This window comes from Rhodanobacter sp. DHG33, from assembly GCF_014843005.1.
Taxonomy (GTDB): domain Bacteria; phylum Pseudomonadota; class Gammaproteobacteria; order Xanthomonadales; family Rhodanobacteraceae; genus Rhodanobacter_A.
This window is the reverse complement of sequence record NZ_JACYXM010000007.1, coordinates 39,303-51,508: the sequence shown is the minus strand read 5'-3', so window position 1 is coordinate 51,508 and position 12,206 is coordinate 39,303. Positions and strand designations below refer to the sequence as shown.

Sequence of the window (12,206 nt, the reverse complement as noted above, 5' to 3'; positions counted from 1 at the left end):
TCCAGGGCGTCACCAGTACAACGCAGGGAACTGGTGCTGCAGGTTCTGCACTTTCGGCGCGTCGTTGATCGCGATGTAGAGATCGTCCGGATGGTGACTGGCGTAATCCTGATGCCAGCTCTCAGCCGGGTAGAAGGCCGAGAGCGGCACCAGTTGAGTGACGATGGGGGCGGCGTAGATGTGGTCCTTGCTCAATTGCTCGAGGTAGGCGTCGGCGATGCGCTGTTGCGCTGGACTGGCGTAGAAGATCACCGAGCGGTATTGCGTGCCGCTGTCCGGCCCCTGCCGGTCGAGTTCGGTGGGGTCCGTGGCGACCGAGAAGAACACCTGCAGCAACTGGCCGTAGCTGACCTGGGACGGATCGAACAGCACTTTCACCGACTCGGCATGGCCGGTGTCGCCCTCGCTGACCTGGCTGTAATGCGCGGTGGCGGCACTGCCGCCGCTGTAGCCGGCCCAGGTCTTGCGCACGCCCTTGACGTGCGAGAACACGTCCTGCACGCCCCAGAAGCAGCCGCCGGCAAACACCGCGATCTGTTGGCCATGCGCGGCGGCACGCGGCGCATCCAGCAGCGGTGCCGGCAGCTTCGTGGCGGCCACGGCCGCGGGTGGCAGCGTGCAGGCGCCGAGCAGGCTCACGGCGAGCGTGGCGAACAGCATGCGGGATGGACGGCGGCTGACGGACATGGCGGACCTCGCGATGGTGGCTCGACGGATACTTCGCTGGCCACGCCCATCCGGTTACCTGCATTCCGCACGCGGTGTTACCGTGGCGTTCCCCTGTCGGAGCCCCTTGCATGTCGGCTGCAATCGATCTGGATGCCTATCTGCGACGCATAGGACATCGTGGCGCGGTCGCGCCCGATTTGCCGACCTTGCAAGCGCTGACGACCATGCATGCGGCGGCGATCCCGTTCGAGAATCTCGATCCGCTGCGCGGCGTGCCAGTACGGTTGGAGTCCACCGCGCTCGAACGCAAGCTGCTGCATGAGCAGCGTGGCGGCTATTGCTTCGAGCAGAACCTGCTGCTTGCCGCTGCGCTGCGCGAAGTCGGCTTCGAGGTGCAGGGATTGATCGCGCGCGTGTTGTGGAATCAGCCGGAGGATGCGATCACCGCGCAGACGCACATGCTGCTCAAGGTGCAGGTGGCGGCCGAGTGCTGGCTGGCCGACGTGGGTTTCGGCAGCATGACGCTGGCCGGCGCGTTGCGATTGGTACCCGGCATCGCGCAGCCTACCGCGCTCGAACCGTTCCGCTTGCTGGAGCGCGGTGGCGAGTGGCGCATGCAGGCTTGCGTGCGCGGCACGTGGCTCACCATTTACCGCTTCGACCTGCAGCCGCGCGATTTCATCGATTACGTGGTGGCCAACCATTACGTTTCCACGCACCCGCAGTCGCATTTTGTCGATCACCTCACCGTGGCGCGCACTCTGCCGGATCGCCGGCTCACCCTGCGTGACCGCGAGTTCACCGTGCGCCGTGTGGACGCCGAGCCGGTGCGGCGGAATCTGCGCGATGTGGCGGAAATCCGCCAGGTGTTGCAGGAAGAGTTCGGGTTGCGCGTCCCCGACGATGCGCTGCTGGAGCGCAAGCTGGCCTCGTTGCCCAGCTAGGACAGTCCGCGTGGTCTGGGTGCTGCGGCTGCAGGGCCGCGGGCATGATCGTCGCTCCGATGTCGCGAGCGTTATCGCAGGACGATCGCCGAACATCCGAGCCGGATCCGCGATTTCGCGGTCCGGTTTGCGGGGATGATCATGGCGTGCCGACGCTGATGCGAACTCAACGCCGAGCGAGTTCGCGCGGATCGGCCAGCACGCGGATTTCCTCGGCGCCGATGCACACATGCTGACCCGCGCGGATCTTGCAGGTCTTGCGCAGCTCGACGGTGCCATCCACGCGCACCGCGCCGCTGGCTACCAAGTGCTTGCCGGCACCGCCGCTGTCGCACAGGCCCACCAGTTTCAGCAGCAGGTTCAGCTCGACGTGGTCGCCGTGCAGTTCGAAGTCGTGGGTACTCATGGGGTTCCTGATGGAGGGCCGGGCGCGGCTATCGGCCAGCGCCGGCAGAGCTTTCGGGCAGGGCGAGGAAGGCGAAGAACGGGCGGTCCGCGTCCTGCGCGAAGGTGGCGGCGTCGTCGAGGATGCCCAGGAGCACGTCGAAATCCTGCTCCGCGTTGTGGTGCAACTCGTCGGTATGTTCGAACAGCAGCACGCGGCCGTGCGCCGGCAGATTGTCGAGGTCGCGCAGGCTGTCGGCCAGCGCATCCCAGTTGTGGCCGAAATCCGCCGGCAGGGCCAGTGAAGCGGCAAGCCGCTGCAGCAGTCCGGTCTTGCCATAGCAGCCGGCGAGGTCGGTGCGGTACACGGCCAGTTCCGCATGCGTGGCGGTATCGGCCAGACGCACGAGATCGGCATCGGCCACGAAATACACGCCGTTCTGGCTGGGGCGGGTGAGGTCGGGATCCCAGGGCCTGTTCATGGCCTTTCCGTCCCGTGCGCTGCCATCGGGCGGTCGTTCGATGCTGATGCGTAGTGCCACGCCTCGCTGACCGCCACGCCAAGCCGTATGCCGCTGCATGGCCGTGTTGCGAGGGTCGCTGCGCAAGCCGGCTTTCTTTGCCTGACTGCCACGGCACGGCAATGAACAGGGAGCCACTCGTCCGTCCTCACCGGATCTGCGCGCCCATGGTTCTCCGCGAGGCGAGCTCGGAAAACATGGGCGGGACCTGGCGGTTGTACGTTCATCGGGGAACCGAGAACTGGCGGAAGCTGCGGTAGTGGTCGTCAGTGTAGTAGTACGCCTCGGGCGGTGTGCCACCGGTGATGATGCGGCGCGTGCCGCGCGTGCGCGCTCCCGGCGTTTCCACCGTGTATTCGTGGTAGTAGCCGCGCGGCTGTTCCGGGAGCAGGTGTTCGTAGTTGCCGAACACCACGCCGTCCTGGCTGTGCGGGAACGGGCCGCCACGCGCGATCAGCGCCAGCGTGTCGCGCGCTTCGGGCGGCAGGAAACCGGGCAGTGTGCTGGTGTCGCTGGAGCTCGCCGCAGTCGCAGCCGCGGATGCGGGTGCCGCCGGCGGCGGCGTGCCCGTGAACCGGTTCCACAGCAGCACGGCGATGACGACGACTGCTAGCGTGAGCAGCGGCTTCCAGGAGCGCATGCGCATGTCCAATGGCGGGCAGGAGGCGAGTTTAAGGCAACTACCGCGCCCCGGCGTCCCGGCGCATCGACTCCGCCATCGCGATCCCCAGCACCAGCCAGAACGCACCCAGCGCATAGCCGGCCAGGACATCGCTGAGGTAGTGCGCCTGCAGCACCACGCGGCTGATGCCGACGACGGTGACGAGCCCTACGGCGACGGCGACCGCGATGCGGTGATGGCGTGGCAGCAATGCGCGCAGCAGCAGCCACGCCAGCATGCCGAAAAACACCATGCTCATGAAGGAATGGCCGCTGGGAAAGCTGTAACCGGTTTCCACCACGAAGGCGTGGCCGTCGAAAGGGCGGGCACGCTTCACGATGTGTTTCGCCAATTCGCCACTGATGATCGCGCCGCCCAGCGCCACGCACCAGGGTATGCACATCCGCCAGTTCCGTCGCGATGCCAGCAATGCGGCCACCACGGCGCCGGCGACGGCCAGCAGTGCGGGCTCGCCGATGTGGGTGACGATGGCGACCACGATGAGCACGCCCGTCGGGAGCCGATCGTGCAGCGACTGCGCCAGCGCGGCATCGAAATCGACCAGCGCCGTCTGCTTCCACACCGCCCGGAACAGCAGCGCGAACAGCGTGCCGAACAGCGCCATCAGCACAAGCGCGGTGCGCGGCCGCAATGCGAGTCTGCCGCTTTTGTGGGCGGCGGCCAGCTGGCGGCGATGCACCATGCGCCAGACAAGATCACCGGAGAGCAAGGCAAGGATCAGCACCAGCGCCCACAGCATCAATACGTGCTGGCCGATCCAGAAAGGCAGGGATTCCATCAAAACGTGTTCTGTCCGAGTGCAAAGAAAGTGACGAAGCTTGCCGGGCGGAGCAAGCTCAATCCAGCACTCGTCTCGCGTAGGCGAAATGGTCGCGCCAGTACGGCCCGTCGATGTCGTCCAGACGGACGGTGCCGCCGCTGTTGGGCGCGTGCACGAAGCGGCCCTTGCCCACGTAGACGCCGACGTGGCTGATGCGGCCGCGGCTGCCGAAGAACACCAGGTCGCCGCTGACCAGCTGCGTCATGCGCTTGACCTTGCGCACGTCCATGTCGGCCATCTCGCCCGAGGTGCGCGGCAACTGCAGGCCGGTGGCGTTGCGGTAGATGTAGCCGACCAGGCCGCTGCAATCGAAGCCGCCTGCTGGCGTATTGCCGCCCCAGTGATAGGGCGTGCCGACCAGGGCCATGGCGCGGAACAGCACGTCGTTGGCAGCCGCGGTCTCGCCTTCGGGGCCGCGTGCCGGTTCGTTGGCGAGGGCGGATTCGGTGGCGGCGATGGATGCGGCGCGGCGCGGCGCGCTGGCGCACGCGGCAAGCAGGACGATGGCGACGACCAGCAGCGCGAGGCGGGCGATGCGCGTGGGTGAAGCTGCGGATCGGGCGACGGACGGCGGGTTCACCGGACAACCTCGGCGTGGGCTGCGCCGAGGTTATCAGGGTGATAAAACATATTCAAATCAATTGACTTTGGGGCGTTTTGAAGCTCGTTTCTCAGCTTGCGGCGCTGGGGGAAGTTTTGGCGGGCTTGTCGGGCAGCGGATTCAGGACGAATGTGACAGGCACGCGTGCGTAACCCTTGACCGGCTTGCCATCCACCGTCTCCGGGCTGAAACGCCACCGTTCGGCGGTTTCGATGGCTGCCCTGGCAAGTACAGGTGAAGCCTCCGTCGCCGGATCGATGGTGATCGTGAGCGGGCTGCCGTCCTTGCCGACCAGAATCTTGAGGACGACCGTGCCCTGTTCCTTGTTCCTGATCGCCGACTCGGGGTAGTGCGGCGTAATCCGCGCGTTGAAGGCGAGATCCGATGCGGGTGCTTGGTTTTCCTGGGCCTTCGTGGCGGCCTGCACGACAAACGCGCTGGCCGCCAACAGCGCGGCGAGCACGAGATAGCCCGCACGGCGGCGCGCGGCGCCGGGGCGCTGGCGCTGGATCATGACCAGCCGCTCTTTCAGCTGGGGCCGGTCGAACCAGGGGATCAACGCCGGCATGGGGGCCAGGCCGACGCTATGCAGCAAGGTGTGGGCATAGCCGGCTTCGTCGCGTGGCGCGTCGCGCAGCACGCGCTCGTCGCAGGCCAGTTCCTGGTCGAGCCGGAAGCACGGACGCGCCAGCCACGCCAGCGGGTGAAACCACAGCAACGCGAACGCCAGCTCGGCAACGAGGCTCCACAGCGCGTCGCCGCGGCGCAGATGGGTCAATTCGTGGCGCAGCACCATGCGGCGCTCGCTGGCATCGAAGCGCTCGAGAAAATCCGCCGGCAACAGCAGCAGGCTGCGCGGCGCCCACAGCAGGGCGGGGCCGGCCGGGTGCAGGCGCAGCCGGCGCGGATCGAGGCCCGCCAGATCGTGCCGCAGGTGCATGGTCATCGCCACCGGCATGGGGCGGCTTTGGCGGCGCAGCCGCAGGTAGTGCACGACCAGTCGCAGTGCCATCGCAGTCGTGCCGGCCAGCCACAGCCACGGCAGCCAAGGCGTGGATCCGGTGGTCTGCGGTGCGACAGCAATGCGGGCGATGGTCTCGGGCAGCGCGCGAATGGCCGGCAGCACGAACCAGTGCGCGGGCAGCTCGGGCAGGTATGGCAGCAGCAGCGCCGTCACCGGCAACAGCCATAGACCGAAGGCCGGACCCGCACCGAAAAGGAGCCGTGCAGGGCGCCGCATCAGCAAGACCAACATCAACGCCAGGGTGACGAACAGCAGGCTGCGCAGCGGCAGGACTTCCATGTCAGCGCTCCTTCTTCTCGATGGCATCCAGCAATTTGCGCAGTTCGGCGATGTCCTTCGCCGCCAGCTTTTCGTGTTCGCTGAAATGCGCCAGCAAGGGGCTGAGCCGACCGCCGAACACGCGATCGAGCAGGCTGCGGCTTTCCTGCGACTGCCACTGTTCGCGGGTCAGCATGGGCGAATACAGGTAGCGCCGGCCATCCTTCTCCGCGCTCACCGCACCCTTGCCGAGCAGGCGGCCGAGCAGGGTGCGTATGGTCTTTTCGTGCCAGTCGCTGTCCTGCTGCACAGTGGCGACGATGTCCTCCGAACTCTGCGGCGCCTTGCGCCACAGCGCCTCCATGACGCGGCTTTCGGCTTCGCTGATCGGGGTCTTGGGGTTGGCCATAAGCTTGCCCGCATTGGATTACGAGTGTGGTTCACACACTACGTGCGTCACTTCTCAAATGCAAACAATGGCTATGGAGAGACGTCGAAGTCGTGCTCCGACCGCGTGCTGCCGTCGGTGGTCCATGCACGCAACCGGTAGTGCCCGGGGTACAGATAAAGATCAGCGGTTTCGTTGAAGCCCATGAAGGCGTAGCGGTCGGCAGAGATGGCATCATCCGGTTCGCCGGCGTGTATGGCCTCGACCACGCAGGGAATGGCCCCGCGGCAGAGCGCTGCACTGATCGGATACGGATGCCGCGTTCCGCCCAGCGTGAGCCAGGTTGCCCGTTGCATGGCATTTTGGTCGTGGATGTGGGGCAGGCCGGCGTCAATGGCGTTGATCGAATAGCCGTATTTGTACTTGCCGAAGGCGTTGATGCTCAGGGCGGGCGGCAGGATCACGTTGACGTCATAGGCAGTCGGGCGTGCTGTCCACGGTCGGCCGGTCTGGCGGTTGAGCAATATCTCGGGCTCGTTGGATGGAAACGCGCGTACGAGCTGGTGATAAGCATCCGAGGCGTCGACGCCGGTTTCGATGAAATCAGTCTGGTCGATGGACAACGGGACCAAGCCGGTCAGTTTTTCCAGTTGCATGGCCATCGGATGCAATTCGCCCAGACGCCCCGGAACCTTGTCGATGTGGGCATAGCCGGCATGCACGAACAGCCGCGCGTGGGGATCTTTCGCAAACACCTGTTTGTACAGGGTCTTCGCTTGCGCATCTTCGCGAGCCTGTCCGGTGAGCGCGTTGTCGTAGGGCACGATGACGAATCCCAGCCGGATCGCTTCGCGGACGATATCGCCATACAGCGGATCGAGCAGGTATTCCGTGCCGCTCTTGCGGATGGGGTAGCCGCGCTTGGCCAGGTCGGGGTCGTTGTCGCTCAACGCCTCAGCGGCAAAGTAATTGAAACCGAGCGCGTGCAGTCGTGGCAGCAGCGCCAGCGTGAGCATGCGGGTGTGCGCGTTGTGATGCGCCTCGTTGACCATCACGATGCGCTGCTGCGCGGCGAGCGTGGCGATGGCATCGACGGCGTCGGCCGCTTTCCAGTCTGCGGGTGACGGCAGGGCCAGGTCGGCGGGCAAGCTGTCCTTCAGCGGGAAGCTGAAGACGGCCTGATCGTAGAGGCCGAGCTCGTCCTGCGAGAAAGACAGGAATTGCAGTCCGAGCACGCGATCGTTGGGCGACAACGATGGCACTTCGCGGACCAGGTACTGGTAGCGGGCCAGGGTGTTCGGCGCACTCCCGATCTCGTGCAGCAGCCTCAGTTCAGAAGGATTGAACGACTGCGCGTGGCCGCTGGTGCAAACCAGCAGGGCGACGAAAAGGACATCACGAATGGCGAGTTTGAGATGCACGCCGATGCCTTGGGTTAGTGGGCTTGGCGCATGGTGCCCGCAGTCCCTGTCATACGCATGCTGCAACGCGGCAGCCGGCTACAATCGCCCCATGAATGCGACTCGTGCGGATGTAGATGTACTGATACTTGGCGGTGGCGTGATCGGCCTGGCCTGCGCGCTGCACCTGCTGCGCAAGGGAGTAACGGTGCGGGTGCTGGAGCAGGGCGCGCCGGGATGCGGCGCCTCCCACGGCAACTGCGGCACGATCACGCCCAGCCACGCCGCGCCGTTGGCGATGCCGGGCACGCTGGGCGTGGCCATGCGTTCGATACTGCACGCCGACGCGCCGCTCTACCTCAATCCCCGTCTCGACGGCCCGCGCCTGCGGTGGCTGCTGGGCTTCGCACGGCACTGCAACTGGACGGACTTCCATCGCGCGGCAGCCGCGCGTTCGGCGATCCTGCAGCGTTCACGCCGGCGACTGGCCGAACTCGTGCGCGACGAAGGGCTGGATTGCGAGTTCGCCGAGGAAGGCGAGCTGTACGTGTACCGCACTGCCCGGGCGATGGCGGCCGACGAACGTCACCATGCGGCCGTGCTCGACCGTCTGGGCATCGAAGTGCAGCGCCTGCGCGGCGATACGGTGGAGGCGAGGGAACCGGCATTGAAGCCTGGCGTGGCCGGCGGCCTGTTCCATCCCGGCGACGCGCGGTTGCGCCCGGACCGCTATGCTGCGGAGCTGGCGCGCCGCGTGCTCGAGCTGGGCGGCGTGATCGAAAGCGGTACGCGCATCGAAGGCTTCGAGACCGACGGAAAGCGCATCGCACAGGTGCGCACTTCGCGAGGCGCCTTCGCGGGCGAGCGCGTGTTGCTGGCATTGGGTGCCTGGTCGCCGCTGCTGGCGCGCTCGCTGGACCTGCGCCTGCCGATGCAGCCGGGAAAGGGCTATTCGATCACCTACACGCGCCCCGCGCGTGCGCCGCGCCATGCGCTGGTGCTGCGCGAGGTGCAGGTATGCGTCACCACCTGGGCCAGCGGTTACCGGCTGGGCAGCACGATGGAGTTCTCCGGTTATGCCGAAGGCCTCAACCGCGCCCGTCTCGATGCCTTGCGCAGCGGCGCGGCGGCCGGCCTGCACGAACCCGAAGGGCCGCAGCAGTTGGAGGAATGGTGGGGCTGGCGGCCGATGAGCGTGGACGAAGTGCCCATCATCGGTCCGAGCGGACGCTGGTCCAACCTGCATATGGCCACGGCACACGGCATGCTGGGGGTGAGCATGTCGGCGGCCACCGGCGAATTGGTGGCCGACCAGTTGTATGGCGGCACGCCGGCGATCGATCCGCAGCCTTACGCACCCGCGCGCTTCGGTCTTTGACAGACTGAAGCTCGGTTATCCGCCGTCCGCACAAAACGGAAAAGCTGTGCGTTGTTCAGTCTCGGTACCCCTGTAGTGCTGTTATTGTGGTTACGTCGCAACGCCCGAGGTGTCGGGTTCCGGCCGGGCCTGCGATACAACAAAAAATTATCGAGGTTTGCCATCATGCGTAAGTTCGCGATCGCTTCCCTGCTCGTTGCCGGTGTGGCCCTGTCCGCTTCGGTGTTCGCCCAGCAGGCCGCCCCTGCGGCCGCCCCGCAGACCACGCCGGCAGCTGCTCCCGCTGCCGCTCCCGCCGCTGCTCCTGCAGCCGACGCCGCCGGTACCAAGACCGCGCATCACAAGTCGGGCAGCAAGCATCACAGCAGCAAGAGCCACAAGAAGTCCACGAAGAAGACCGACGCTGCCGCGCCGGCCGCCGGGGGCTGATAGCCAAGGCTCAGGCAACATAAAAAAAAACCGCCGGTTCGCCGGCGGTTTTTTTATGGGATCACGCGCAAGGGTTTCGGGGGAAGTACGGTCAGGCCGCGCTCTGATTCCCGCGCTCAGGAACAGTCGCGAGCATCGATTGCCGCCACGCATTTCAGCTCGATCGCGATGGGCGTGGGCAGTGCGGTGATGCCCAGCGTGGTGCGGCAGGCATCCACGCCGGCGAAGTACTCGGCGTAGAGGCGGTTGTAGGTCGCGAAATCGCGCGCCATGTCGGTGAGGAACACGGTGACGTCCACCAGGTCCGTCCAGCGTGCGCCGCTGGCTTCCAGCACCGCGCGCACATTGGCGAACACCTGCCGGCACTGCGCCTCGATGTCGTACGCGACGAGCTTGCCGTCGTCGTCATGCACATTGCCGGGGATCGCGTTGCTGCCCGGCTGGCGCGGCCCCACGCCGGAGAGGAACAGCAGATTGCCCACACGTCGCGCATGCGGATACGCACCCACCGGCGCGGGTGCGGCCTCGGTGCGGATGACGTCAACCACGATGCGGTTCCGGCAGGCGGGTGATCCGCTGCAGCGCCTGCTCGTAGGACGGCCACAGCGCGTCGCGAGCGTCTACATGCATGCCGAGGTCGTTGATGTGGCCGTTGGCGAGGCTGTAGCACCAGGCGTGCACGGAGAGCTTCTGCCCGCGCTCCCACGCATCCATCACCATCGTGGTGTTGCATACGTTGACCACGCCTTCGATGGCGTTGAGTTCGCACAGGCGCGCGTTGCGCATATCCATCAGGTCGAGGGAGTTGAGCAGGTCGCCGTGCTTGCGCGCCACGTCGCCGACGTGGCGCAGCCAGTTGTCCACCAGGCCGACCCGGCGGTCGTCCAGTACCGCCTGCACGCCGCCGCAGCCGTAGTGGCCGACGACGATGATGTGCTCCACCTTGAGCGCGTCCACGGCGAACTGGATCGTGCTCAGGCAGTTGAGGTCGGTGTGCGACACCACGTTGGCAACGTTGCGCTGCACGAAGATCTCGCCGGGCGGCAGGTCGACGATCTGGGTGGCCGGCACGCGCGAATCGGAGCAGCCGATCCACAGGTATTTCGGCGACTGCTGCTGAGCCAGCTGCTCGAAGAAATGCGGGTCCTGCGCGGTCACGGCGGCCGACCAGCGGCGGTTGCTGTCGAGCAGGGATTGCAGCGGGCTTTTCACGGTGCGTTCCTTCAATAACGGATGCAGATGTTTTTGGGTTCGGTAAAGAAGCGCAGCGCCTCGTTGCCGCCTTCGCGGCCGAGGCCGGAATGCTTCATGCCGCCGAATGGCGTGCGCAGGTCGCGCAGCATCCAGCAGTTGATCCACACGATGCCGAAGTCGAGCTGACCGGCGAGGCGATGCGCCCGCGACAGGTCGCTCGTCCACAGCGAAGCGGCGAGGCCGTAGCCGGTACCGTTGGCGATAGCCAGCGCCTCGGCTTCGTCCTCGAACGGAATCAGCGTCACCACCGGGCCGAAGATTTCCTGCTGGTTGGTGGCCGCTTCGTTCGGTAGGCCTTCGATCACCGTGGGCGCCACGAACCAGCCCTGTTCGCAGCGGCCGGGTACCGTCACGGTTTCGCCGCCGCAGAGCACGCGGCCGCCTTCGCTGCGCGCCAGCGTCATGCAGGCCATCACCTTGTCGAAATGCGGTTTCGACACCAGCGCCCCGAGGTCGCTGGCGGCATCGTTCGGATCGCCCACGCGCAGCGCGCGCACGCGCGCGAGATAACGCTCGCGGAAATTCTCGTAGATGGAGCGCTGCACCAGCAGGCGCGAACCGCACAGGCAGATCTCGCCCTGGTTGGCGAAGCCCGAGCGCACGACGGTGTCGAGGTTGGCGTCGGAAAGCTCGGCATCGGCGAACACGATGGCCGGGTTCTTGCCGCCCATTTCCAGCGACACTTTCTTGAATCGCGTGGCCGCGGCCGCAGCAATGTGCGTGCCGGTGGCGGTGCTGCCGGTGAAGGAAACCGCCTTGATGCGCGGATGCTCGACGATGGCCTGGCCTACCGCAGGCCCGCGGCCGTGCACGATGTTCAGCACGCCGGGCGGGAAGCCGGCTTCGATAGCCAGCTCGCCGAGCAGCGCTGCCGTGCAGGGCGTGATTTCCGATGGCTTGGCCACCACCGTGTTGCCTGCGGCCAGCGCGGGCGCGATTTTCCATGTAAACAGATACAGCGGTAGATTCCATGGGCTGATGCAGCCCACCACGCCCAGCGGCTGGCGCAGCGTGTAGTTGATCGCGCTGCCTTCCATCGGATGCGATTCGCTGCTCCAGGTCAGGGCGGCGGCGGCGAAATGGCGCAGGTTGGCGATGGAGCGCGGGATGTCGAGTTGCCGCGCAAGCGACACCGGCTTGCCGCTGTCGCGCGATTCAAGCTCGGCGAATTCGTCCAGCCGTTCGTGGATGAGGTTGGCCAGCCTGTGCAGCAGGCCGGCGCGTTGCTCGGCGGGCGCGGCGGCCCAGACTGGTGCGGCACGCTGCGCGGCATCGACGGCGGCAGCCACGTCGGCCGCATCGGCATCGGGGCACTGGGCGAAGACTTCGCCGATGGCGGGTTCGTACACGTCGAGCCAGCGATCGGCCAAGGGCGGCACGAGGCGGCCGTCGATCAGGTTGGCAAGACGTGTGATGGACATCCGCCGAAGCTTACGCCACGCACCCGGGGATTG

Annotated in this window: 15 protein-coding genes; 3 read left to right on the top strand and 12 right to left on the bottom strand. The window is 66.4% G+C overall.

Features of this window, described 5'->3' with window-relative positions; translation table 11 throughout:
- Positions 1 to 9: 9 nt before the first annotated feature.
- Positions 10 to 687 (bottom strand): peptide-methionine (S)-S-oxide reductase MsrA, encoded by a 678-nt coding sequence (gene msrA, locus IHE46_RS14330; protein WP_192165341.1) that lies wholly within the window; start codon positions 685 to 687, stop codon positions 10 to 12.
- 110 nt (positions 688 to 797) lie between these two features.
- On the opposite strand from msrA, the gene IHE46_RS14325 reads away from it, so the two are divergent.
- Complete coding sequence (locus IHE46_RS14325) at positions 798 to 1,613, top strand: arylamine N-acetyltransferase (RefSeq protein ID WP_192165340.1); 816 nt, start codon at positions 798 to 800, stop codon at positions 1,611 to 1,613.
- 166 nt (positions 1,614 to 1,779) lie between these two features.
- On the opposite strand, the gene IHE46_RS14320 is transcribed toward IHE46_RS14325, so the two are convergent.
- The 8 genes from IHE46_RS14320 to IHE46_RS14285 form a co-directional block, all read right to left on the bottom strand.
- Complete coding sequence (locus IHE46_RS14320) at positions 1,780 to 2,019, bottom strand: RNA-binding S4 domain-containing protein (RefSeq protein ID WP_192165339.1); 240 nt, start codon at positions 2,017 to 2,019, stop codon at positions 1,780 to 1,782.
- Between the two features lie 28 nt (positions 2,020 to 2,047).
- Positions 2,048 to 2,479 (bottom strand): barstar family protein, encoded by a 432-nt coding sequence (locus IHE46_RS14315; RefSeq protein ID WP_192165338.1) that lies wholly within the window; start codon positions 2,477 to 2,479, stop codon positions 2,048 to 2,050.
- Between the two features lie 262 nt (positions 2,480 to 2,741).
- A complete protein-coding gene (locus IHE46_RS14310) occupies positions 2,742 to 3,158 on the bottom strand; it encodes a ribonuclease domain-containing protein (protein WP_192165337.1) in 417 nt (138 codons plus the stop codon).
- Between the two features lie 40 nt (positions 3,159 to 3,198).
- Entirely contained in the window at positions 3,199 to 3,978 is a 780-nt protein-coding gene (locus tag IHE46_RS14305; protein WP_192165336.1) for a phosphatase PAP2 family protein, read from the bottom strand.
- A 58-nt stretch (positions 3,979 to 4,036) separates the two neighbouring features.
- The gene (locus tag IHE46_RS14300) at positions 4,037 to 4,600 is read right to left on the bottom strand and encodes a C40 family peptidase (protein ID WP_192165335.1); all 564 of its coding nucleotides are present in this window, start codon (positions 4,598 to 4,600) and stop codon (positions 4,037 to 4,039) included.
- 91 nt (positions 4,601 to 4,691) lie between these two features.
- Entirely contained in the window at positions 4,692 to 5,924 is a 1,233-nt protein-coding gene (locus IHE46_RS14295) for a M56 family metallopeptidase (protein WP_192165334.1), read from the bottom strand.
- 1 nt (position 5,925) lies between these two features.
- On the bottom strand, positions 5,926 to 6,312 hold the full coding sequence (locus tag IHE46_RS14290) for a BlaI/MecI/CopY family transcriptional regulator (protein WP_192165333.1): 387 nt from the start codon (positions 6,310 to 6,312) through the stop codon (positions 5,926 to 5,928).
- Positions 6,313 to 6,383: 71 nt separating this feature from the next.
- A complete protein-coding gene (locus IHE46_RS14285) occupies positions 6,384 to 7,712 on the bottom strand; it encodes a hypothetical protein (protein ID WP_192165332.1) in 1,329 nt (442 codons plus the stop codon).
- Positions 7,713 to 7,803: 91 nt separating this feature from the next.
- Here IHE46_RS14285 and IHE46_RS14280 point away from each other — a divergent pair, with 91 nt between their 5' ends.
- A complete protein-coding gene (locus IHE46_RS14280) occupies positions 7,804 to 9,069 on the top strand; it encodes an FAD-dependent oxidoreductase (protein ID WP_192165331.1) in 1,266 nt (421 codons plus the stop codon).
- A gap of 165 nt (positions 9,070 to 9,234) precedes the next feature.
- Positions 9,235 to 9,498, top strand: coding sequence for a hypothetical protein (locus tag IHE46_RS14275; RefSeq protein WP_192165330.1), 264 nt, complete (start codon positions 9,235 to 9,237; stop codon positions 9,496 to 9,498).
- Between the two features lie 116 nt (positions 9,499 to 9,614).
- Here IHE46_RS14275 and IHE46_RS14270 read toward each other — a convergent pair whose 3' ends face one another.
- Genes IHE46_RS14270 through IHE46_RS14260 form a run of 3 tightly spaced genes read right to left on the bottom strand, consistent with a single transcriptional unit; the run spans position 9,615 to position 12,173 of the window.
- Positions 9,615 to 10,049, bottom strand: coding sequence for a Rid family hydrolase (locus tag IHE46_RS14270; protein WP_192165417.1), 435 nt, complete (start codon positions 10,047 to 10,049; stop codon positions 9,615 to 9,617).
- Positions 10,039 to 10,710, bottom strand: a complete 672-nt coding sequence (gene can, locus IHE46_RS14265) for a carbonate dehydratase (protein ID WP_192165329.1) — start codon at positions 10,708 to 10,710, stop codon at positions 10,039 to 10,041. The genes IHE46_RS14270 and can overlap by 11 nt, the downstream gene beginning before the upstream one ends.
- An 11-nt stretch (positions 10,711 to 10,721) precedes the next feature.
- Positions 10,722 to 12,173: an aldehyde dehydrogenase gene (locus IHE46_RS14260; RefSeq protein WP_192165328.1), complete on the bottom strand. Its 1,452-nt coding sequence runs from the start codon at positions 12,171 to 12,173 to the stop codon at positions 10,722 to 10,724.
- Between the last annotated feature and the right edge of the window lie 33 nt (positions 12,174 to 12,206).

What these genes read in the sequence shown, in the direction of transcription:
- IHE46_RS14310 (WP_192165337.1), bottom strand. Translation starts at nt 3,158, where the DNA reads ATGCGCTCCTGGAAGCCGCTGCTCACGCTAGCAGTCGTCGTCATCGCC.
- IHE46_RS14295 (WP_192165334.1), bottom strand. Translation starts at nt 5,924, where the DNA reads ATGGAAGTCCTGCCGCTGCGCAGCCTGCTGTTCGTCACCCTGGCGTTG.
- IHE46_RS14280 (WP_192165331.1), top strand. Translation starts at nt 7,804, where the DNA reads ATGAATGCGACTCGTGCGGATGTAGATGTACTGATACTTGGCGGTGGC.
- msrA (WP_192165341.1), bottom strand. Translation starts at nt 687, where the DNA reads ATGTCCGTCAGCCGCCGTCCATCCCGCATGCTGTTCGCCACGCTCGCC.
- IHE46_RS14325 (WP_192165340.1), top strand. Translation starts at nt 798, where the DNA reads ATGTCGGCTGCAATCGATCTGGATGCCTATCTGCGACGCATAGGACAT.
- IHE46_RS14315 (WP_192165338.1), bottom strand. Translation starts at nt 2,479, where the DNA reads ATGAACAGGCCCTGGGATCCCGACCTCACCCGCCCCAGCCAGAACGGC.
- IHE46_RS14290 (WP_192165333.1), bottom strand. Translation starts at nt 6,312, where the DNA reads ATGGCCAACCCCAAGACCCCGATCAGCGAAGCCGAAAGCCGCGTCATG.
- IHE46_RS14305 (WP_192165336.1), bottom strand. Translation starts at nt 3,978, where the DNA reads ATGGAATCCCTGCCTTTCTGGATCGGCCAGCACGTATTGATGCTGTGG.
- IHE46_RS14260 (WP_192165328.1), bottom strand. Translation starts at nt 12,173, where the DNA reads ATGTCCATCACACGTCTTGCCAACCTGATCGACGGCCGCCTCGTGCCG.
- IHE46_RS14320 (WP_192165339.1), bottom strand. Translation starts at nt 2,019, where the DNA reads ATGAGTACCCACGACTTCGAACTGCACGGCGACCACGTCGAGCTGAAC.
- IHE46_RS14275 (WP_192165330.1), top strand. Translation starts at nt 9,235, where the DNA reads ATGCGTAAGTTCGCGATCGCTTCCCTGCTCGTTGCCGGTGTGGCCCTG.